This window comes from Terriglobia bacterium, from assembly GCA_020073205.1.
GTDB lineage: Bacteria > Acidobacteriota > Polarisedimenticolia > Polarisedimenticolales > JAIQFR01 > JAIQFR01.
Window position 1 is genome coordinate 33,321 of record JAIQFR010000017.1, and the last position, 22,622, is coordinate 55,942.

15 protein-coding genes are annotated in these 22,622 nt (G+C 65.8%); 5 read left to right on the forward strand and 10 right to left on the reverse strand.

The window, feature by feature from the left end; all coding sequences use genetic code 11:
* The first annotated feature begins 8 nt into the window (after nt 1–8).
* The 3 genes from LAO51_05715 (at nt 9) to LAO51_05725 (ending at nt 4,280) form a co-directional block, all read left to right on the forward strand.
* Nucleotides 9–1,487 (forward strand): oligosaccharide flippase family protein, encoded by a 1,479-nt coding sequence (locus LAO51_05715; protein MBZ5638240.1) that lies wholly within the window; start codon nt 9–11, stop codon nt 1,485–1,487.
* Nucleotides 1,484–2,836 carry an O-antigen ligase family protein gene (locus tag LAO51_05720; GenBank protein MBZ5638241.1) on the forward strand — a complete coding sequence of 451 codons (1,353 nt, stop codon included), beginning with the start codon at nt 1,484–1,486 and terminating at the stop codon, nt 2,834–2,836. The genes LAO51_05715 and LAO51_05720 overlap by 4 nt, the downstream gene beginning before the upstream one ends.
* Before the next feature lie 259 nt (nt 2,837–3,095).
* Nucleotides 3,096–4,280 carry a hypothetical protein gene (locus tag LAO51_05725; GenBank protein MBZ5638242.1) on the forward strand — a complete coding sequence of 395 codons (1,185 nt, stop codon included), beginning with the start codon at nt 3,096–3,098 and terminating at the stop codon, nt 4,278–4,280.
* A 65-nt stretch (nt 4,281–4,345) separates the two neighbouring features.
* Here the strand turns inward: LAO51_05725 and rffA are convergent, their stop codons facing one another.
* From rffA to LAO51_05755, 6 genes are all read right to left on the reverse strand, one after another.
* Nucleotides 4,346–5,491, reverse strand: coding sequence for a dTDP-4-amino-4,6-dideoxygalactose transaminase (gene rffA, locus LAO51_05730; protein MBZ5638243.1), 1,146 nt, complete (start codon nt 5,489–5,491; stop codon nt 4,346–4,348).
* Nucleotides 5,484–6,242: a GNAT family N-acetyltransferase gene (locus LAO51_05735; protein MBZ5638244.1), complete on the reverse strand. Its 759-nt coding sequence runs from the start codon at nt 6,240–6,242 to the stop codon at nt 5,484–5,486. The genes rffA and LAO51_05735 overlap by 8 nt, the downstream gene beginning before the upstream one ends.
* A 5-nt stretch (nt 6,243–6,247) precedes the next feature.
* Complete coding sequence (locus LAO51_05740; protein ID MBZ5638245.1) at nt 6,248–7,240, reverse strand: glycosyltransferase family 2 protein; 993 nt, start codon at nt 7,238–7,240, stop codon at nt 6,248–6,250.
* A gap of 297 nt (nt 7,241–7,537) precedes the next feature.
* Nucleotides 7,538–9,118, reverse strand: a complete 1,581-nt coding sequence (locus LAO51_05745; GenBank protein ID MBZ5638246.1) for a hypothetical protein — start codon at nt 9,116–9,118, stop codon at nt 7,538–7,540.
* A gap of 57 nt (nt 9,119–9,175) precedes the next feature.
* Nucleotides 9,176–10,435 carry a glycosyltransferase family 4 protein gene (locus LAO51_05750; GenBank protein MBZ5638247.1) on the reverse strand — a complete coding sequence of 420 codons (1,260 nt, stop codon included), beginning with the start codon at nt 10,433–10,435 and terminating at the stop codon, nt 9,176–9,178.
* A gap of 334 nt (nt 10,436–10,769) precedes the next feature.
* Nucleotides 10,770–13,454, reverse strand: a complete 2,685-nt coding sequence (locus LAO51_05755; GenBank protein ID MBZ5638248.1) for a right-handed parallel beta-helix repeat-containing protein — start codon at nt 13,452–13,454, stop codon at nt 10,770–10,772.
* An 841-nt stretch (nt 13,455–14,295) separates the two neighbouring features.
* Between LAO51_05755 and wecB the strand changes: the two genes are divergently transcribed.
* A complete protein-coding gene (gene wecB, locus LAO51_05760) occupies nt 14,296–15,411 on the forward strand; it encodes a UDP-N-acetylglucosamine 2-epimerase (non-hydrolyzing) (GenBank protein ID MBZ5638249.1) in 1,116 nt (371 codons plus the stop codon).
* 49 nt (nt 15,412–15,460) lie between these two features.
* On the opposite strand, the gene LAO51_05765 is transcribed toward wecB, so the two are convergent.
* The 4 genes from LAO51_05765 to LAO51_05780 form a co-directional block, all read right to left on the reverse strand.
* A complete protein-coding gene (locus LAO51_05765) occupies nt 15,461–16,678 on the reverse strand; it encodes a glycosyltransferase family 4 protein (GenBank protein ID MBZ5638250.1) in 1,218 nt (405 codons plus the stop codon).
* A 90-nt stretch (nt 16,679–16,768) separates the two neighbouring features.
* Nucleotides 16,769–17,977, reverse strand: a complete 1,209-nt coding sequence (locus LAO51_05770; protein MBZ5638251.1) for a glycosyltransferase family 4 protein — start codon at nt 17,975–17,977, stop codon at nt 16,769–16,771.
* A 97-nt stretch (nt 17,978–18,074) separates the two neighbouring features.
* Nucleotides 18,075–19,238: a DegT/DnrJ/EryC1/StrS family aminotransferase gene (locus LAO51_05775; protein MBZ5638252.1), complete on the reverse strand. Its 1,164-nt coding sequence runs from the start codon at nt 19,236–19,238 to the stop codon at nt 18,075–18,077.
* Complete coding sequence (locus tag LAO51_05780; protein MBZ5638253.1) at nt 19,238–20,308, reverse strand: GNAT family N-acetyltransferase; 1,071 nt, start codon at nt 20,306–20,308, stop codon at nt 19,238–19,240. The genes LAO51_05775 and LAO51_05780 overlap by 1 nt, the downstream gene beginning before the upstream one ends.
* Before the next feature lie 341 nt (nt 20,309–20,649).
* On the opposite strand from LAO51_05780, the gene LAO51_05785 reads away from it, so the two are divergent.
* Nucleotides 20,650–22,622 (forward strand): hypothetical protein (locus LAO51_05785; GenBank protein MBZ5638254.1); only part of this gene is annotated, 1,973 nt, incomplete at its 3' end.

Sequence of the window (22,622 nt, forward strand, 5' to 3'; positions counted from 1 at the left end):
GTACACCCGTGTGGCACCACCTCAAGTCGCTCTCCAAGCAGACCATCGTCTACGGGGGTGGCCTGCTCCTCAAGCGGGGCATCGGGTTCTTCATGATCCCGGTGTACACCCGCTACATGAATCCCGAGGAATACGGCCTACTCGAGATCCTCGAGCTGACGGGGTTCATCGCCGCGTTCTTCATCGGATTCGGGATGCTCCAGGCGGTGTACCGCTTCCACTCTGACGTGGAAGGCGCCGACGCGCAGCGGCGCGTGAAGGCCAACGCCATCATGACGGTGGTCGTGATGGGAGGCGCCGTCACGGCCGGCCTGCTGGCAGCGTCGCCGTGGATCGCCCGGATCTCGGGGGGGAAGACCGAGCTGGCTCCGCTCGTGGTGCTGCTGGTGCTGGGGGTCTTCGCCAACGAGATCGGCCAGCTCCTGCTCGGCTTCTTCAGGGTGGAGGCCCGGCCGGTGGCCTACGTGGTGTACTCGCTGTCCTCCACCGCGGTCAGCCTCACGCTGAACGTCGTCTTCCTCGTGGGCCTCGCGATGGGCGTCCGCGGGATCCTGCTGTCGACGTTGATCTCGGCCGTGCTCCTCGTCGTCGTCCTCATGGCCGGCTTCGTTCGCGCCGGGGGATTCAGGGCCGACTTCGCGCTCATCCGGCAGATGTTCGTGTATTGCCTTCCCTTCATCCCCACCGGGCTCATGGCGTTTACCGTGAACTTCTCGGATCGCTACTTCCTCAGGGTGTTCACCGACATGGGCACCGTCGGCATCTACGCTCTGGGGTACAAGCTCGGGATGATCGGAGGGTTCCTGGTCGGGACCCCGTTCGGCCTGGTGTGGAAGGCGCAGGCGTTCGAGATCGCCAAGGAACCCAACGCGCAGGCCACGTACGCCAGGGTCATGACCTACTATTCCGGCGCGCTCCTCGCGGTCTGCGCGGTGCTCTCGATCTCGGCGAGGGAGATCGTCGCGCTCATGGCCGCTCCGGAATACGCGCGCGCGGCGGCCATCGTGCCGATCGTCGCCTGGGCCACGGTCTTCCTCACGCTGGACCCCATGGTCCAGGTGGGTATCCTCCTCAAGAAGAGAACCGTGTGGCTGCCGGTCATCTACGCGGGGACGATGGCCATCAACATCGGGCTCAACTTCCTCCTCATCCCCCGAATGGGCATGATGGGGGCGGCCTGGGCGACGGTGGCGGCCCTCTTCTTCCAGGTCGCGGCGGGTTGCTTCGTCGCGTACCGGCTCTACCCGATCCGCTACGAGTGGCGGCGTTTGATGGCAATGGTGGCGGGAGTCCTCGTGGCGCAGGCGCTGGCCGGCATCGTGCCGCAGCGCGCCATCGCCGGCTCGCTGGCGCTAAAAGGGGTCCTCCTCGCGGTTCTCGCCGCGGCCCTCCTCGCGCTTCCCGGGTTCCTGCTGAAGGACGAGCGGACCCTCCTGTCGAAACTGCTCGGCAGGGTCGTGCGCCGGGGTGAGGGTGCGCCCCCTTGAGAACGCTGCCGCGGGACCCGAGAGAAGCTCCCCGACCTCGGGCGCCGAGCGTTCCGCCGCCGGCCCGAGCGCTTGGCGTCGGCACCTGGGTGGTCATCGCGTACTTGATCTTGGACTACGGGAAGCCGCAGTTCTACCTCCACTTCCTCGAGTATCTCATGCCGGGGTTGTGGATAACCATCATCGGCGCGGTCGTGATCCTCGTCCGTCCGAAGCTCAGGTTGCCGCGTGAAGCCTGGCTCGTGCTGGCGTTCCTCCTCGTCATGGCCGTGGACGTCCCTTTCGCGATCAACCCCAGGTACGCGTACAACGCGTTCCAGGCCATGCTGCAGATGATGGTGGCCGGACCGTTCGTCATGATGGTCGCGCTGCACAACGTCCAGCGCTTGCGGGCGGCGATCTGGACCTACGTCCTGGTTGGTAGCTACCAGGGGATCCAGGGCCTCTTCCGCGGCGGAGTGGGCGTCGGGGGCCTCTTCGTCGACGAAAACGATCTCTGCATGCTCGTCGCCACGGTCATCCCCCTTGCGTTCTTTCTCGGCATGACCTCGGGAGCACGGCTTCAACGCCTGTTGGGCTTCTCTCTCGTGATGGTGAACATTCTGGCGGCCGTCGTCAGCTTCTCGCGAGGCGGCTTCCTCGCCCTGTGCGCGGTCCTCCTGTGCGTCATCCTGCGAAGCCGTCGCCCGGTGTCGACCCTGCTGCTGGTCACCGTGGCCCTCGCCGTCGTCTATCCCCTTGTCCCGCCGGCCTGGTTCCACGAGATGGGGACCATCGAGTCGGCGACCCGGTACGGTGACACCGGGGAGACTCGGCTCTACATGTGGGGGATCGCGTGGAAAGTCTTTCTGGACCACCCCGTGATGGGTGTGGGTGGCGGAGATCTGGGAAGACAGCTGCCCGAGTACGAGGACCCGAGCTCCGGCCACGCGTCGCTCTGGGGAAGGGTCTGTCATTCCGTTTATTTCACGCTGCTGGCCGAGAGCGGCGTGGTCGGGAGCGCCATCTGGGTTTGGCTCGTGGTCGGCTGCCTCCTGACGACGGCGACGGTCGCGCGAAAGTTGATCGGAAAGGACGGCGAGCTTCGGGACAGGGGTGTGGAGCCGCCGTTCGAGGCGAGAGCGCTCGTGGGAGCCTGCCGAGGACTGGAAGCGGCGCTGATCGCCTTCCTGGTGGCGGGCGCGTTCCTCACGGTCAACTACTACCCCGTGATGTGGTCGCTGGTCGGGCTGATCTCCGCGACCCGGCTGACCGTACGGAACGATGCGGTCCTCGTCAACCTGATGGGAGTCCCGTCGGGTCCCGCGCCGGCAGCGAGGATGCCCAGGGACCGAAGGCGGGTCGGCTGATGGGCGTCCCCTGGATCGGTCGTTTCATCCCGTACCCGCCTCGAGAAGGGGCGCCGCAGAGGAGCTACCACCTCCTCCGCGAAGCCGCCGGACGCCATATCCACGGGCAAGCCGATCGCCGCGACGCCGCTCGTCGCGGAAGGCGTCGTGCCGTCGCGAGCCATTCATGGAGCTTGATCGGCGGACACCTCGCGGCTGCCTATCGGGAAGCTGCCCGTGAAGGACCCACTCCGCGAGAGCCGTGACGGAAGGAGCTGACATGCGCGCATGGACGGAGAGGCGGAAGAAGTGGGTTCGCATGGCGGCCGTGATCGGTGCGGTCCTGGTCTTCCTCTATGTCGTCCGGGCGGTCTACACGTTCACGTTCTACAAAGCGTCCGTCTGGTTTCCGAGCTACCTCGCTTCGCTGTTCGCGAGTCAGGAGACAGTGGCGGACGCGAGAAAACACGTCGTCTTCCTCATGGTCGATCATTATGAGCCGGGCCGCGACGAGGAGGCCGAAGCGAGGAGCGAGCGGTGGCTCGTCAGGTTCCGTGCCATCGCGGAACGGCACCACGATTCCTACGGGAACCGTTTTCGCTACAGCTGGTTCTATCCGTATGACGAGCACCGGGAACAGGTGCTGGCCGGCCTCTGCCTAGCGGCCGCCGAAGGCTACGGCGAGGTCGAGCTGCACTGGCACCATCCGCGCTCGGACTCGCAGAGATTCCCCGCCATGCTGGACGACGCGATTCGCTGGTTTCAGCACCACGACGCCCTGGTCTCGGCCGGGCCGAACCCTCGCACTCAGTTCGGCTTCATTCACGGCGTCTGGGCCTTGGACGACTCCCAGCCCAGGTGCGGAGTGAGGCGGGAGCTGGACATACTCTTTCAGCACGGCTGCTACGCGGATTTCACCTTCTCCACCATCGGCACGGTCTCACAGCCACGCAAGATCAACTCAATCTACTACGCGACGGATTCGGACGCGCCCAAGTCCTACGACACTGGCGAGGACGTGACGGTCGGCAAGCCGATCGAGGATCGCCTCATGATCTTCGAGGGACCGATCGGTCTCAACTGGATCACGTGGAGGCTGGACTACGCCGCCGTCGAAGCGTGGGCGAGACCGACCCCGGGCCGGATCCTCCGCTGGATCGGCGCGAACATCCACGTGCAGGGACGACCGGAGTGGGTCTTCGTCAAGGTCTACTCTCATGGGATTCAGAGCCAGGATGTGATCCTGGATCACGATCTGGACGGGATGCTGCGCTCGCTCGAGGAGATCTGCCGCGCCCGCGGGATCACGCTGCACTATGTGACCGCCCGAGAGGCGTACAACTTGGTGAAAGCCGCCGAGGCCGGGAAATCTGGGAACCCGGAGGACTTCCGCGACTACCGAGTTCCGAAGCCAGCGACGTCGACCCTTCTGCAACGCCGAGCCTCTGCGGCGAGCGGGCTGTGAAACCGTCGAATCGCTCCGCCGGACACGGGACGTTCAGCTCCGTCGTCCCCCGCCCGGTCTCGCCTTCACCCCTCGCAGCGGAACTCACGGATCGCCTCGATCACGGAATCCTGGTCGGCCTGACTGAGCTCGTTGTAGAACGGGAGTCGTAGCAGCCGGTCGCTGACGTCCTCTGCGACGGGACAGTCACCCGGCCGGCCGCCGAAGCGAAGACCCATTTCCGACAGGTGCAGCGGCAGAAAGTGGAATACGCTCAGGATCCCCCTCTCGCCGAGGTGGTCGATCAACCTGCACCGCGCATCCAGCGAGGGAAGAAGGATGTAATACATGTGGTAGCTCTGCTCGCATTCCGGCGGCACGACCGGCGTTCTGACGCCCCAGTTGCGCGCCCAATCGGCGAGATTCGCGTGGTAACGCTCCCACACGGCGCGACGCTTGCACTGGATCTGTTCCCACGCCTCGAGTTGTCCGTACAGGAACGCCGCCAGCACGTCGGACATCACGTAGCTCGATCCGATGTCGACCCAAGTGTACTTGTCGACCTGCTTGCGAAAGAACCGACTCCGATTCGTGCCCTTCTCGCGGATGATCTCGGCCCGATCGACGAGACTCCGGTCGTTGATCAGCAGCGCGCCGCCCTCGCCGCAGGTGAAGTTCTTCGTTTCGTGGAAGCTCAGCGTCGCGAGGCACCCCAGCGTTCCCAGTCGACGCCCCTTGTAATTGGCGAACAGGCCGTGTGCGTTGTCCTCCACCACCGGGATCGCCCTTCGATCGGCGATCGCGCGGATCACATCCATTTCGCACGCAACGCCGGCGTAGTGAACGACGACGATGGCCTTTGTCCGCGGCGTGATCAACGCTTCCAGCTTGCGCTCGTCGAGGTTCAGGGTATCCGGTCGGCTGTCGATGAACACCGGCCGAGCCCCGCGCAGCACGAAGGCGTTGACCGTCGAGACGAAGGTGAAGGAAGGAACGATCACCTCGTCCGGTGGCTGGATGTTCAGCAGCAATGCGGACATCTCCAGCGCATGCGTGCAAGAGGTGGTCAGCAGGGCTTTGGGGACGCCCAGCACCTGCTCCAGGAACGCCTGACACCGCTTGGAAAAAAGCTGGTCTCCGGCGATCTGACCGATGGTCATTGCCTGGGTGATGTACTGCTGCTCCCGGCCGACAAGGGACGAGCGGTTGAACGGTATGCGGTAGCTACTCATGTTTGGACCTCTGCAGCACATACCACTTGTGATAGTAGAGTTCCACGCTGCGCGTGACGAAGCCGCAACGCTGGTAGAGTCGCTGCGCGGCCACGTTGCGCCCCTGTGTGACCACGGAGGCGCCTCGCATCCCCTTCACCGTGAACCATCCCAAGGCGCCTTCCACGAGGCGGCGGCCGACGCTCCGGCCCCGGGCCCGCTCGACGACGCCGACCAGACCGATCGTCCCGCAGTGTTCGGCGGCGTTCAGGTGGCAGGAGACGTAGCCCGTGGCCCCCCGCTCGTCCTCGGTGACGAAAACGGCGTCGGCGTAGCCTTCGATGCTCAACTCGATCCAGCGCTGATAGAGCGCGTCGCTCTGGGCGAGCGGGATGTTCGGGTCGTAGTGGAACCGGGTGTCGCGATAGCTCACCCGCGCCGTTTCGCCCAGGACACCAGCATCATCGGGCCGAGCCTGCCGCATCCCCGCCAGTTCGAATCGGCCCTGATCGGCGTCCGTCGTCTCACGCTCCAAGGTCACTCGAACATCGACCAGCCGATAACCCGCGTCCTCGGCCGTGCGGGTTGTCACGCCGTCGTCTGCGCGCGCGAGGAAATACAGGCACGACACACCTCGGCGGCAACACCATTCGTCGACCTCCCGGGCGATCACCGGGTCCAGCACGCGAGACCGTACCCTCGCGACGGAAAAGCCGAAGAACTGGCTGTCCCAGGGGAGCGACTCGCAGGGCTCGAGCGGCGGTCCGTCCACGGACGTCACTCCGCCTGCGACGTCTCTTCAAGAACCGCGTACACCGGTCGCTCCATCATTCGAGAGTGCAGTCGCGCCAAGTACTCGCCGATCAGGCCAAGGGCGAATAGCTGGGCGCCGGAGAAAATGGCGATGATAGAGGCCAGAAATGGGAATCCGGCCACCGTTGTTCCCTGCAGTAGGTAGCGTCCCAGGACGTAGGCTAGCACGCCGACGCCGAAGAACGTGAACGCGAAGCCGATCACGCTCGCGAGGCGCAGCGGCCAGGTGCTGAACCCCGTGAACATGTTCAGCGCGTGGACCAGGAGCTTGCCGAGAGTGTAGTTGGAGATGCCACTCGCGCGGGCATCGTGGCGCACGCTCACCGAACTGAACTTCGCCGTTCCCCAAGTCAGGAGCACGTCGATCGAGACATACGGACTCTGGTAATTGGCGAAGGCCTGCCGCAGCCGTGTGCGAAAAACGCGAAAGGCGCTGATCTTGCGCGCCGTAGCAGCGCCCATCGTCTTTTGCAGCACCAGCTTGGTGATCACGGAGGCCAGATCCCGCAGCAGACCGTGCTGCTCCTTCTCCGGTGGTCCGTAAACGACGTCGAACCCCCGGTTCAGCTCGTCGAGCAGCTTGGGAATCTCCTCCGGCGGATTCTGAAGATCGTCGTCGATGGTCACGATGAACGCGTAACGCGCGGCGCGAATGCCGCACAGGAGCGCGTTGTGCTGGCCGAAGTTGCGCATCAAGTTGAAGCCGCGGACCCAGCCGTGAGTCTGAGCCAAGCGCTTGACCGCCTCCCAGCTGCCGTCGCGACTGCCGTCGTTGACGAGAATCGCCTCGTAGTGTTGCGTCAGGCCGCGCAGTACCCCCTCGAGGCGCGCGATCAGCAGTGGCAGCGTTGCTTCGCTGTTGTAGACCGGAACGACGACCGAGACGCCACCCGCCAGGTCGGCGCTCACCTCTATGGAGGCGAACTCACTCTTGCCTCCCACGCTGTATCGGGTCATGCGCACCACCTTTCGGGGCCAACGGGCGTTTGGCCTCGCTGATCGACTCATGCCCGCAAGAGCACCGGCGCATCCACCTTGTGGACCTCCTCCGCTGGCCCCTGTTCACCTCGGGAAGCTCGGTCGCCGTGTTGCCGTCCTTTCGTCCAGTTCGGCGAGATGGTACACCAATCGGCGCGTTCGTAGCGTAGGCGTATCGCGCCGGCCGTCGGTCCGGAGCGACGGCACCGGCAGCGGCGTTCGGAGTCCAGATTCCGGGGGAGCCGAATCGTCGAAGATGGGGCAGGGTCCTCCGGGTCAGGAGTGCCTGGCGGCGGGGTGCAGCAACCGGTAGACGGTGATCGCTTCGTTTGACCCCCTGAGGCTCGCGACCTGCTGCAGCGAGTAATCCGGATAGGCCGCCAGGAACTTCTCGAGCCACCGGTACTTCTCGTAGTCCGCATTGAGGACCACGAACTGAACCGAAGGCAGCACCGCACGGATGTCGGCGAATTGCCCACCATCCCTGGTATTGTCGACGATCAGGAAGCCACGCCGGACGTCCAGAAACGGGTAGATCTCGGTGGGTCCAATGATGACCGCGCGAGAGGGGGAGTCGTTTTGCATGCGTTCCAGGAGTCGACCTATCGAGACGATGTTGTATCCAGAGATCCAGCCACTCCTCGTGATTCTGGCGGCCAAGACCAGGGATGTGAGCCCCGCCAGGAGCGCCAACCCGATGGCGATAAGTCGCATTCTGCTCGTGGATTGCCCGAGCGACGGAAGGCCCGCAGCGAAAAGGAGGTAGAAGAATGGTGTGGCGGGAATGGCGTGGAAGTCGGTAGGGTGCGGATCCAGGAGCAGGAGAGATGCGAACATGACGACCACAGCGGCAAGGAGCCCGAGATGCGAGGCCCCGGCTACGGAGTCTCGGCGGATGCGCGGGATCGCGAGAGCTACGCCACCGAAAAGGACCCCCAGAGAGGCAACATTGGTCGTGAAGAAATAGCTACGCCAACGGAGAACCTCCTTGGCGAACATGACCGAGGGCCCGGCGTAGATCAGCGATCGGACCTTGTCGGCAGCGGTCACGCCAACGGATTGGGCGCCCTGCGCGGCCGGAGCAACGTGCGCGAACAGACGTCCGCCGAAGACGAACGCGATGAGGAACGCAATTGTCATCGCAGCGGGAAAGAGCAGTGCCGTGCGACGCCGACTCCTCGCGAGATAGTCTCGGGTGACCAGGTAAGCCATGACTCCAAGCCAGGGTACGACAGCGGTTACGTGAACGAGGGGCAACAGGAAACAAGTCAGTACGGCAACAGCCGTCGAGCCGACGCCTCGTCTCCGATCGACGAGGCAGAAAAGCGCCAGCGCGACAGCGGCCACCGCGATATCGGGGCGAGCGTCGGCGGAGGCGGTCAGCGACACCGTCTGATCGGTCAGGAAGAGGCCGAGGACGCACAGGCGCCAGGCGACGCTCGGGACGATCGCGGACAGCGCGAGGTACAGCATGAATCCCAGAGCGACGAGCTCGATGAGACTGAGGAGCTTGACGGCGTAGATGTTCGGCGAGAAGAGCTCGAAGCAGATCGTCGTGTAGAGGACCCGGATCGAGTTCTGCGTGAGGAACGCGAACGTGGCGCCGGACCCGCCGTGCTGCAGCTGCTCGGCGGGCGTCCTCAGGTTCCCGCCGAGAGTGCCGTGCTCGGCCAGCTCGAAAGCGGGGTAGCTGTACCACCCGCCGTCGCAGCCCAGCGCCTTGTAGTAGAAGCCGGCACCATAGAGGGAGATCGCGGCGACGATCAGGAACGCGATCATCGTACGGGAGGGGCTGTAGGCTGCGGAAATCGGCTTCGTCGTGGAGGGCGCGAGTATCGCGTGACGCGTGAGAAGCAAGGTATTCCCCTGGCGCCTCTTACGGCTCTGGACGGTGCTCGAACAAAGGTTCCGACCTTAACGGGAAGCCGCGTGAGGTGCGGTTCCCCGCTCGAAGAGGGAGCGGTAGATGCGCTCGGTGGCTGCCACGTTGGCCGTGATCAGGAATTTCTGCCGGATCGCCTCCTGTGCGCCAAGGCCGAGCCGACGGCGCTCTTCGGGATGATCCAGCAGGAAGCCGATCTTTGCCGCCATGGCCTCCGAGTCGTTGGGCGGAACGAGGATCCCTGACACGCCGTCCTGGATGGCCTCCGGTGTACCGCCAGTGCTCGTGGCGACGAGCGCCCTGCCCAACGTCATCCCTTCGAGTACCGTGCGGCTGAACGGCTCGGGGTCCACGGCGGCATGGACCATGACGTCGAGGACTTGGAGGAACTCCGCGACGTTGGGCTGGTAGTCCAGGATCTGGACCGTCGTCTCGAGCCCGTTGTCGGCGATGAAGCGCCTCAGCCCTTCCAGGTACATGCGGTCCTTGTCGTCGCGATCCGCCACCCCTCCGGCGATCACGCAGCGTAAGCCGGGGTACTCGGCGTGAAGGAGCCGGATCGCCTCCAGGAGCACGAGCTGGCCCTTCCATGCACGGATCATCCCCGCCATTCCCACGACCGGGCAATCCTCCGCGAGTCCGAGGCTCCGGCGCACCTCCGCGGGGCTGCGCCGGACTGTCGAAAGGAACTCGTCGGGATCGATCCCATTGTGGACGGTGGTGCACTTGGCTCGGGGAATGCCGGCGGCGACCAAGTTGTGCCTCGCCGAGTCGGACACGCAGATGATGTGGTCCGCCCAGCTCGCGAACCGGGCGTTCCACCGCGGGACCGGTCCGATCCCCCGTTGGTGGATGACGACCTTCCTTCCAAGGAGCTTGGCAGCCAAGAGGAGCTCGGAGCCGTCCGTGACGCCGTTGTTGAGGTGGACGAGATCGATCTTCTTCCTCGTGATGAGGTAGAGATTCCGGAGCAAGAGGAAGGTCGACATCCGGAAGAGATTCGCTACACGCTGGACGAAGGAGGCCAGCCCGCGCAAGGGTACCCCCCAGGTCGAGCCGGAGCCGCTCCAGGCACGCCGCAGATCCACCGGTGACGGGTAACGGAGCAGCAGGATCTCACAGCCCGTGGCCCGGTATCGCGGCATCAGGTCGTGGTCCCGATAGAAAGCCACCACCGGTCGGTAGAGCGATCTATCCACACGTCTCACGAGGTGCAGGAGTGAACGGTACGACCCGCCGGTCGTTCCGTCGAGGTTCTGTTCGATGAAGAGGATCGTGCGTCGCGGCTGCATCGGTTCTTTCTTGCGGACGTTGCCATCGCCTATCTTCGGCGCGAATTCTAGCACGCCGCGACGCGAAACGGAGCCGAGATCCGTGACACAGCGAACCCATCGAGAGGCCGCGCGTCACGGTCCGCCCGCCATTCGCCGATCGTCGGACGCTCGGCGTCGGGACGAGCGTCATCGCTCGTCCCAGCGGATGGGCCGTGTGCGAACTTCCGGTCGGGTCCCCTGTGTTCGGACGCACGTGGCGCGATGCGCCAGGTGCTCTAGCCGGCGGCGGCCACGGGACGGCGGGCCCCCCTCGTGACGCCCGGGGCGCCGTCGGTGCCGCGACGCGCGGTGCTCATTTCTTGTCGGTCCGGGTCACGTTCTGGACGTCGGCGGGCGGCGTCGTGTCCATGGGCGCGCTCGAGCATCCGATTCTCTGGCGACTGATGACGAAGTTGTCGTAGTACTTGTCCTCGGTGGCGGCGGCGCCCGAATTCCAGTACGCCTCGATTTGGACGGCGTTGATGCCGTAACCCGCATAGCTGCCGCGGAAGTTCAGGTCGTTTCGGCCGGCCTGAAGGGCGCCGTCGATCCAGTATTCCTGCACGCCATCCGACGCCCCCGGCGTGTTCAGCTTGGCGTGAAACTCCATGCACCGCCAGACGCCGGCATTGGCGGTGTCGTAGAAGTGGCGATCCGCCCCGTCACGCTCGCCGAGCCAGGTGAAGTTGTTGAGGTTGTTGTACCCGCTGCACGCCGGTGTCGAGCCGCTCACGCAGGACACCGGGTCCAGGGACGTTCCGTTGCCTTGCGGATTCTGGTCCTGCCAGAAGTGCGCGACGAAGGTCTGCGACCGGTCCGAGCGGTAGAAACCGGAGCCGCGCGTGATCTTCTGCGGCTGCCCCGTCCAGCCCGCCTGGAGCTTCATGTAGAAGCGCCAGTACACGTCGGTGAAGTCGGTGGCGTTGCTGTAGTTCGACCCCGCCGGGTTCCTTCCGAAGTGGCGCCAGAGATAGCCGACGTCCACTGCTCCGGTGACGTAGTGGAAGCGGAGGGACTTCGAGCCGGCGTAACGGTCGGCGGAGGAGACGCCCATGGCCGGAAGCGGGCTGCTGTACGCCACGCCCGAATCGTCGTAGCTCGACAGGAGCGCGCTGTCGTTGGCGTACTCGAAATCGTCGCACCAGATCCAGTCGGGATGCGCCGTCTGCCAGTTCGCGCATTCGAGGCTCGGCGAAGCCGAAGTGCAGGCCGACGTCACGAACGCGCAGCCCGAGGAGCAGGTCAGGGTCCCGCCCTCGAAGCCGAGCCCCTGGCAGGACTGGCCACCGAGAGCCGAGCCGTCGCAATGCTCGCCGCAGGCCGATTGGATCTGGCCGTCCCCGCAGCCGCCCGAGACGCACGACGCGGTCACGAGGCCGGTGCAGGTGCTGTTGCACTGCAGCGTGCCGCAGTAGAAGCCCTGAGAGGAGCAGGTCGCCCCGCCCAGATCGCTACCGTCGCAGACCTCGCTCCCCTCCTTGACGCCGTTGCCGCAAACCGGGGTCGGGGCGGTCGCCCCGCAGGTGTGCCCGACACAGCCCGTGTAGTTGGGACACGTGGTGCAACCGTAGGCTCCCACCTCGCCGCCGGTGCTGGAAGCGGTCTTGCAAGGTGTACCTGCCGCGATGTGATAGTCACCGGGCCATGTGTTGCTGACGAATGAACACGCAGCGGTCTGCGAACCCGCCTCCCCGCCTCCGACCTGTGCAGCCCAACTAGCGAGTGAGGTGAAACTCGTGCCGCCACCCTGGAAGTGTGCGCCTGCGGGGTAGATGTTGTGGTTGAGATTGTAAGCAGCGCGATTTCCCCAACTAGGTGACATGCAAATGGCAAACGCGACGGCACTATCCGACGTACAATCACTGACATTGGGACACGTCATGGAGCCGACGGTGATGTTGTTGTAAGCAGTTACTGACAGTTGAGGATTGCCGTTGGTGCACCTGGTGTCAAACACCTCGTTTCGTGTGCCGACGAACGTGTTGTTGTACGCAAAGCCATCGGGCATATCCCCCGACCATTGTATCGTAGGACGGATCGTGCCCCCGCCACCGCCGCTGCCACCACAGCTGAAGCCAGGCCCCTCATGCAAGACGTTGCCGTAGACTTGCGTGCCGGTGGGAGCAAGCGAGTCTCGCTGAAAGTGAACACTGATGCCACCTTCGATGTCGTTGTACCGAATGTGGCTGTTCCTGGGCGATTCTTTGAAATAGATGGCAGCATCGGGTGTGACGCCACTGCCACGCCGAAAAGTGTTGTACTCGACAATGTGGCTCGTATCGCGGTAGGTCCTGTAGAAAACTTCGAAGCTGCTGGACGGCCCCAGCACCAGATCGTGGAAGTAGTTGTGATGGATCCAAGCGTTGGTGGCCCCGAGAACGTAGAGCGTGCCGAAGTTGCCGTCGTTGATCATCCCGGTCGTGAACTCGCAATATCGAATCTCGACGTCGTGAATCGTGCCACGCCCTTCCGCGTAAACGTAGGTCACGCCATCCACCCTGAGCCCGTCCAGCACCACATACGCGGTGCTGCCGTGCATGTAGACGGCTGGCACCTCCTCGGTGCTGTAGCTGCAATCCGCGTGGTGACACAAACGGGGCTTGTTGTTGCGATCGGCACCCTCGATGATCAACGGGGCGCTCGAGGTGCAGTTCTTGCCTGCAACGTTGAAGGCGCCGTTTTCGAAGTTACTGGCATGGGATGCTGCTGGGTTCGAGTAGATTCCGTTGAAGGAACCGTGCGCGCCCTTGATCACAACGGTGTCGCCGCAGGCTGCGGAGTTGAGGATGGCATTGAGCTCCGTGCCTGCTTTCTTGGCACCGGGCTGGCCGGCAGCAGAAGCACACTGGTCCGCGAGGCCGTTGCCGCTGTACTGACAACCGCCGTCCACGTAGTAGGTGGCGGCCTGCGTCTCGCAGAGACCCCCGACGAGCCCCCCGACGAGGGTGAGCAGCGCGACCGGGAGAATCGAGCCGAGGATCCGTGCCGTGTCCTGCATGGGTCGCCTCGCACTTGGGGAGACACAGAGATCAGGGAGATCTTCGGGACGCAAGACCTGCGCCAGGAGAAGCGGAAATTGTGCGCGCTCTCTCCGTTGGGTCGTAAAACGAGCCGCAGAGACTCGTACCTCCGGCGCCTTACGATTTCGTAGTCTCGATTTCGCGACGGTTCGTCCGGCGGATTTCCGCAGGCGCTCTTCCTTGGCCTTGGCGCCACGACGGGAAGCGAGGGCCGCCGCTCCGGCCCGCCCCGAGCGTTCCCGAGGCGAGCCAGCGAAGCTCGATGCCTTCGCGAGCACTTCCCTCGGGACGGCACTGCTCCCCGCCCACACGGAGCATCCTGCATCCCGCACCCGAAATGGGCCGGTCTGCCACCGCGAAGACAATCGGCCCGGCCGCAGTACGCACCTCACCCAAGCGCCCGACTCAGACCGCGCGCCGCGGTCGAGGATCGTGGCGCGCGAAGAATGCGCGAGACGATGACTTGCGCCTGACGCACGTGGGCGGCTACCCTAGTCCCTCTTCTTGTTGGAGCCGCCGGCACATTCTTACTCCAGAACGCCTGGCCCGTCGAGCAGAAACGACCACGAGGTGGAGCGTGCCTACTTGCCGGTCTCGTTTCGCGACGCTCACCGGAGCCTGCCGGAGCCGATCGGAGGACCGCACGGTAGCGGAGGCCCGCCCCGCGCCTTCGTTCCGTGCGTACGGGATCCGACCTTGCTCCGGCGATCGAAGCCGAGGGAGCCTGAAGGCGCCCCACGGCAGCCCTTCGCCGGGTCGAGGGGCAGGTCGACGGTGAAGGTCGTTCTCGTCTTCGGAACGCGGCCCGAAGCGATCAAGATGGCTCCCGTCATCCGGGTCCTCGCGGAGCATCCCCAGATCTTCGATTGGCGAATCTGCGTGACGGCGCAACACCGCGAACTGCTGGACCAGGTGCTCGCGATCTTCGGCATCACGTCCCATCACGATCTCAACATCATGACGCCGGACCAGGACCTGTACGACATCTCGAGCCGCACCCTGAGCGGCCTCCGGGACTATCTCGCGGAGGAGAAGCCGGACTGCGTCTTGGTGCACGGGGATACCACGACGACGTTCGCTGCAGCTCTCGCAGCGTTCTACCAGAAGGTGCCGGTCGGACATGTCGAGGCGGGGCTCCGCACGAACAACCGATACAGCCCGTACCCCGAGGAGATGAACCGCAGGCTCACGAGCGCAATCGCCAGCCTTCACTTCGCTCCGACATCTCAGAGCTGCGCCAACCTGCTCAGGGAGAACGTCGAACGGAACGACATCTACGTCACGGGAAACACCGCCATCGACGCTCTTCACCTCGCGCTCTCGCAGCCGCATCTCGCCAGCCTGCCCCATCTGTTCCCGCAGGGTCGACGTGGCCTCCTCGTCACCGCGCACCGGAGGGAGAATTTCGGGCCGGGCATCCGCGGCATCTGCGGAGCCCTGCGATCCATCGCGACGAGACGATCCGACGTCCACATCGTCTATCCCGTGCACCCGAATCCGAACATCAGGGTCCCCGTGCGCGAGCTTCTGGCCGACCTGGCGAACGTCACGCTCCTGGAGCCGCTCGAGTACGACGTCTTCGTGCGGCTCATGGCGGACTCGTATCTCGTGCTCACGGATTCGGGCGGCGTGCAGGAGGAGGCGCCCAGCCTGGGGAAGCCCGTCCTCGTGCTCCGGGAGTGCACCGAACGGCCGGAAGCCGTCGCGGCGGGAACGGCCCTGCTCGCCGGGAACTCCGAGCGGGATATCGTTGCGCTCACGGAGCGGCTGCTGGACGACAGCGAGCTGTACGAGTCGATGGCCCGCGCGATCAACCCTTACGGCGACGGGCGGGCAGCCATCAGAATCGCGTCCTTCCTGGCTCGCCGGAGCGGGCTCGGCGCGACGCTCGCGAGCGACATCGGAGAATTCGGGACGTCGCCCCACGCTCGCTGATCCGACCGCCGGACGGAGACGGAATCCGGCTCCCCCCGGACGACGGGCGCTATCGGCTGGACAGCGGCGATCGCGTGAACCTCTGGACGGCTGCGAGGGCGGTCTCCATGTCACGGCCCCAGTTGTAACGGCGTTCCACCGCAGAACGGCCGTTCGCGCCGAGCCTCCGGCGCAGCTCGGGATCCAGCAGGGCTCGGATCTGGTTCGCGATTCCTGCGATGTCACCGTCCCGGAATACCCGCCCACAGTCCTCGGCGGTCACGATCCGCTCGAGCGGCGTCGCGTTCGAGACCAGAACCGGTTTGGCGCATGCCATGCAATCGAACAATTTGTTCGGGATCGTCGTGTCGGTGTGTTCCGTCTTCAGATGAGAGATGACCCCGACGTGACAGCGTGCGAAGATGGCGGGCACACGGGCGAATTCGATCCGCCCATGGAAGAAGACACGACCGGCCAGCTTCATCTTCGCGGCCAGCTCGCGCAAGCGGGGGAGGTAGTCTCCATCCCCGACGACGTGCAGCCTCGGCATCGGGTCGTCCTCCCGGAGCTCGGCCATGGCGGCCACGACCTGATGGAGACCTCGCCGGCGCGTGACGTTCCCGACGTAGAGCAGGTCCACGTGATGGGGCGAGAGGGGCGGAAACGTATCCGGAGGCATCGATCCTCCTGACGCGTCGAACGACATCAGCTCCGGGGTGTTGGAGACGACGGCCACGCGCTCGGGCGGGACGCCCAGCGCGAGGAGATGTTCCCGCATCTCCTCCACGACGACGAAGAACCCATGGGCCCGCCGCGCGACGGATCTCTCCATCCTCCGGGCCAGGTACGGGTTCTTCAGAATCCACGACCGCAAGGGGATCGGGTCGCTCGCGCAGACCTCCCGCCACAACGCGGGGTGGTTCTCGGCCATGTCCACGATCACCGCGATCCCGGCAGAGTTCGCGAGACGGATGGCGAGTGGCGCCAGCGGAAGATCCCGGACGACGACCAGTTCCGGCCGGGCGTCCCGGATGCAGCGTCGGACCGCAGCGGCCCACATCGGATTGAAAAACGCGGGGGTCGAGATGAGGCTCGCGAGTGCTCTGGGGAGAACCGGTGCCGGCACCCGTTTGCAGAGGATGTTGCCGACGCGCTCGTTCGCGGGCCGGAGCGCGCGGTTCCGGCAAACGAGGTGCGTCGTGTGACCGGCGTTCTGAAAGCCGACGAGCAGCTTTTCGACGCGGATGTCCCAAGGATAATCCTCCGCATAGACCGCGACGATGTTCATCGCGCCGGCACCTCCATCAAGCCCGATTCCGCTCGAGCGAGCGGGAACGCGTGTCGATCGGTCCTCCTGGAACCGTGCCAGCGCCGTGCGTCAGCGCGAGCCCCCCGGTACGCCTGCCACGGCGTCCTCGTAGCATCTGAGCGTACCCTCCACCATCGAATCGAGACGGAAGGCGGTCGCGATTCTCGAGCGGGCGGCGGTGCCCATGGTCTCGCGTCCTTCCGGCGATCGGAAGAACGATCGAACGGCGCGGACGAGCGCCTCCACGCTGGACGGCGCCACGAGGAGACCGGAGACCCCGTCTTCGATCACTTCCTTCAGCCCGCCGACGTTCGTGGCGATCGCCGGAAGCCCGCGCGCCATCCCCTCGAGGAGCGCGTAGGGCACGCCCTCGTGGAGGGACGTGAACAGGAGGGCGTCCGCAGCCGCGTACAACGCTTCCAGGTCGCCGAGAAACCCCGTGAGGCGCACCGTGGACGCCAGCCCCTGGTCCGCCACCGCTCTCTCGAGGCGTGCTCGCAGGCGGCCTTCGCCCGCGATCAGGATGCGCAAAGTCGGCATCTCCCGCTGGAGGCGGGATGCGACACCGACGACCAGCTCCGGGTTCTTCACGTCGGTCAGCCGGCCGATCCACGCGAGAACGCGGCTGTCCTCCGGGATCGCCAGCGAGCGACGCGCCTGCTCGCGACTCGTCGGGGAGAGCTCCGGCAGACGCACGCCGTTGCGAATCAGGACGCATCGTTCCCGCGGATAGCGAGATCCGAAGTGCTTCAGCACGTCGCCGGACACGCAGATGACCCGAGAGACAGAACGCCGCGTGACGATCTCGTCCAGAATGGCATAGAGGGCGCGTTTCCAGCCGCGAAACCCGCCGTGCATCTCGGGGAGCCCGTGTTCCGTCTTCACGACCGCAAAGCGTCTCGCCCGCAAAGGGCGCGCCGCGAGGATCGTCGCCTTGTAACCGTGCAGGTGGAAGACGTCCGCGCCGTCGCCGGACAGCCTCCGGATCCAGGACGGATACGAGTAGACGGTGGGAGAGGGGAGATGCTCCACCGTCGCGCCAGCCTCCTCGAGGGCGTCGTAGAGCCGGCCCCTGGAGAGCAGGCAGACGCGTAGCCGGACGCCCGTCGCCGGCAGCCACCGGGCGAAGTCGAAGATCTGTGTTTCGGCGCCTCCCCACAGATCCCCGCTGGCCAGCACGGTAATGGACAGCGCGCGTCGGATGGGAGCGGCTGGGGCGAGATGACCGTCGGGGAGCACGACGTTCGTCTTGTACCAGATGCACGAGGCTTCCGTCAATCGCTCGTATCGTGCTCGATGCACGACATGGTGGCGAGGGCCGACGCGGCCTGCTCCGGGCCGCGCCGGCCGCCGCGGTCGGTGGGTCGGGGCGGGTTCAGGCTCCGACGTCCCTTGACGCGCGCTCGAACGACTCGCGCACGCGGATCAGTCCTCGCGATCCGAGTCCCGGATGGCAGGGAAGGGTCAGCAGCGTGTCCGCGAGCGCGTTTGCCCCGGGGATCGGCTCGTCGGGGTTGGCGAGATGCTCGCGAAGCGCCGGGATGTCGGCCAGTGTGCCCGGATACATCGCGCTGGCCCCGACGCCCAAACGGCGCAGGCGCGCGATCACCTCGTCTCGAGCCGGTCGGGACGGGGCCAGTGCAGGAAGTCGCAAGGGTCCCGGCATTCGTGCGGCTGCGGGGAGCCGCCAGCGCCGGCTCGACTCGACGGCTTGCGCCAGAGCCGACGCGTTTCGCGTCCGGGTCTCGGTCAGCGCCTCGAGCTCCGCGAGGACGCTGCGGCCGAGGCGATCCTGCCATGCGCGGAACGGGGCATCGGCCGGGAATTCCGGATCGTAGGCGGTGCTCCCGATTTCCAGAAACGGGAGGGGCTCGAGCAGCCCGAACAGCGCGGGGATTTGGAGGACCGACGTCGCCGCAAGCGACAGGGCTCCGCTCCAGCCGCCTCCCCGCACCGCGGATGCCGGCGCCCCGTCGCCGCCGAACCGGACGAGCGCTCCGCCACCCCCCAGCGGGAGCGGCTTGCCGCGACCGAAGGAGAGCACCACCGCGGAAACCTCACGGGAGCTCCGGTCCGGCCAGGCCTGGGCCGCGTCCTCGATCACCCGCACTCTGGGGTCGTGCTTCCTGAAGTAGTCGACGAGCCACGTCAAGTCGCTTGTCCGTGCGAAGAGATGGGCGCCGATCGCGGCGGACATGCGTCCCGTGGGCTGAGCCAGAAGCGACGAGCGTTCGTAGTCCAGGGTCATGGGGTCCACGTCGGCCAGACGAACCCGGAGGCCGCAACGCACGACTGCGGCCGGGACGGACCAGCACGTGTACGCGGGAACGACGACCTCGTCTCGACCTTCGTTCGCCAGGGACCGCAACGCGGCGGCGACGGCGGCGCGGCCGCTTCCGAAAAGGGTTGCGCCGCGAGCGCCGATCCGACTCGCGAGCATCTCCGCGAAGCCGGCCTCGCCTGCCGCGCTGCGTCGGAGCGCGGCGAGGAAGATCCGCGTCACCCCGAAGGGAACGGCGACCGGCGGGACCAACCTCATCAGTAGGGGATCCTCGCGGCGAGAAACGGTCCGAGGCGGGAGGTCAGGCTCCGCGGCAGCCTCCTCCACACCGCTGCGGCGACGGAGCGCCGCTCATCGCCCTTCTCGACGGAACGGCCGCTCCGGCCGCGCGCGAACACGTTCCAGACGAGGGCCGATTCCGACGCGCCCCACTGGAGCTTGAATCGCGCGTTGCCGGTCCCGGGAGTGGAGCGACCGAAGTCGAAGACGCGGGCTCCACGCGCGACGGCGAACTCGAGCGCGGTCCAGTACACGAGCATGTTGACGCCGAACCGGTCGTGCTCCCGCAGGGAGGCTGCCCACGGGATCTCCACGCGCTCCCCGCTTCTCAGCAGTGCCCCCGCTGCGACGGGCTGTCCGTTCTTCTCGACGATCGAGTACGACACGTCGTCGCCGAACACGGCCCCCAGACGCTCGAAGAAGGCTCGGGGCAGCACCGGCGAGCCCAGCTCGTGCCATTTCCGGACGAGGAGGGGGTAGAAGAGCCCGTACCCTCCCGGACCGTCCACCCGCGCGGCGTACCCCTCTTTGAGCGGCCTCTTGATCTGGGCACGAAGTTTCGCACCGAGGCCCCGCTGCAGCACCTCCGTGCCGCCGTCGAGCGCCAGTGCGTAGCTGCACTTGCCCCGCCAAGCGTCGATGGGAAGATCGCCTCCCTCCCTCCCGCGCAGCTCGAGACGGTCGGCTCCCAGCCTGCGCGCCTGCTCCATCGCTTCCTCCGCGAGGCCGGCACGCGCTTCGGGGTCCGACGCGAGGACCCCCGCATAGTTGAGGTAGGGGACCGATGTCACGAACCTGCCGAGGAAGCTCTTCTGGACGACGAGGGGCAGAATGCCCACCCAGCGCTCCCCGCGTTTCGCCACGAGGCGCAAGGGTCCGTGCCCGAACACGTCGCCGAGCAGGTCGAGGTATTCCCAGCGATGTCCGATCTCCGCGTCCGGGAAGCGGCTGACGAAATCCCTCCACGGCACGGCGTCCTCGCCCGCGATCACGATGTGGACCCCGCCGCGTGGCGGGAGATCTTCCCGAAATGCTCGGCCGGAGTTCATCTCACGCTCCATGATAATGGATCGCGCGGCAGGGCGGCCGATGGGCCCGCTAGACGGCTTCCGGGTCGGACGGCACCGGAGCTCGAGTACGGTCGCGGGAACCAGGCTCCGCGATTCCCGGGCGGAGGATCTCCGTTTCTTCCACCGAAGAGTTGCACCGGCTAGCCGCCGGAGTGGTTTTCTCGCCGGATCCTTACGGGTATCGAACTTGTAACCCGATTCGTACGAGCAAGATAACCCATTTGGGCGTATGATGATGCCGAATCCAAACTGGCACCCGGACGGATCACGGTAGCCGGAGGTTCGCGATGCTGAGGGGGCGTTGGGGGGGGATACTATTTTTGACCGTGCTTCTCGTCCCGCCGGCCTGGGCGGCGCGACGTGCCGACGCCGTGCTCCTGGTCAACTCCCAGAGTGCGAGCTACGCGGACGCGCAGCACTTCATTCGGCCGTACCTCGACAATTTCGGCGTGCCGTACACGGTCCTCGACGTGGCCACCACGCCCGTAGGGCCCGGGATCGGCGACTACGCCCTGATCATCATCGGCCACCGGCAGCTCGACGTCTCGCACTCGTACCTGAGCTCGGCGGAGGAGTCGTACATCTCGAGCGCCGTCGCCAACGGCACGGGCCTCGTCAACTTCGACAACGATCTCTCGCCGAACGGGCGCACGCCCCGGTACCAGTTCGTGCAGGACATCTTCGGATTCAGCTATGTCTCGCCGCCGGTGAACGCCAACATCACGTTCACTTCGGCCGCGGGGACGCACTACATCACCGCGCGGCACAGCGTGGGCGAAGTGATCTCCACCGAGGGGATGACCCTCGCGGGGATCGCGCTGCCGCAGACGGCGACCTCTCTCGCCAACGTCACGGCGGCGAATCAGCCGTTTCTGACGGTCTGCGCCTACGGATTGGGTCACGCGGTGCAGTGGGGCAGCTACGGCTGGATATCGACTTCGGTGAAGGGGCCCGTGTTCGGGCTGGACGACCTGGTATGGCGCTCGATGGTGTGGGCGGCGCGCAGGCCGTTCGTGATGCAGGGGCTGCCGCACTTCGTGACCATGCGGGTCGACGACGTGGCGGACCCGCCGTGGTGGGTCTCGACCGCCAATCAGTTCGGCCTGAAGCCCTGGCTCGGTCTCTTCTACCTCGAGATGTCCAGCAGCAGCGCGGCGACGGTTTCGACGCTGGTGAACGCGGGCCAGGCGACGGCCGGGGTTCACGCCCGCCGCTCGTACGGCTCGGACCTGATGTTCTACTACGACCACACCAACCACACGAACCTGCCCGATGCGACCGTCTCGCAGTATTTCAACGAGGCCACGACGTGGTTCCAGGCTCACCAGATCCCGGTCGCCAAGTTCGTCGTCCCGCACCTCTACGAGATGGGGACGAACGTGTTCGGAGGATTGCACGGCTGGGGCGTGGAGTTCATCGGCATGCACGTGGTGCCCGGCCAACCCTACGGCTCGGCCTGGACCCAGCTGGGCCCCTATCGGTTGTACGAGACCGGAGCGTCCGACTCCGGGCTCCCGGTCTGGTACGCAGACTATCTGAGCGTTCCCGGCCATCCCGAGTTCGCCAACCAGTTCTTCGATTGCGTCACCGAGATCCGGGACGAATCGGGATACCAGTGGCTTCCGAGCGACAACGTCGCGGACAGCATCCTGCATGGGACGCGCCAGCTCAAGCGGGCGTTCGACAGCATGGCACTGGCCACGCTGTTCACCCACGACTACTACATCCAGACGACCTCCCCGGGCAACTGGCAGAGCATTCTGAGCGGAATCACGAGCAACGTCGCGGGCGACAACCCACGCTACGTGACGATGGACTACGCCTGCCAGTATGTCCGGGCCACGCGGACTTCGAACATCTCGACGAGCGTCTACGATACGGTGACGGGGAATCTGTCGACGACCCTGACGGGGAAGGCGGACATCCCGACCCAGTTCTACGAGTTCACCGACAGCGGGAGCGCGATCGCGGAGACCCTGGTCGACGCACCGGCGTTCAACGGGTCGACGCAGGTCGTCATCTGCGGGTCGGGTGGGTCCGGGGGGAGCGACACGACGTGCAACGGGATCGACGACAACTGCAACGGACAGATTGACGAGGGATACGTTCCCGTGCCGACGAGCTGCGGCGTGGGAGCCTGCGCTTCGACCGGCATGAGCTCGTGCGTGGGCGGCGTGGTCCAGAGCAACTGCGTCCCGGGCACGCCGGCGGCCTCCGACACCACCTGCAACGGGATCGACGACAACTGCAACGGAACGGCGGACGAGGGATACGTCTCCGTGCCGACGAGCTG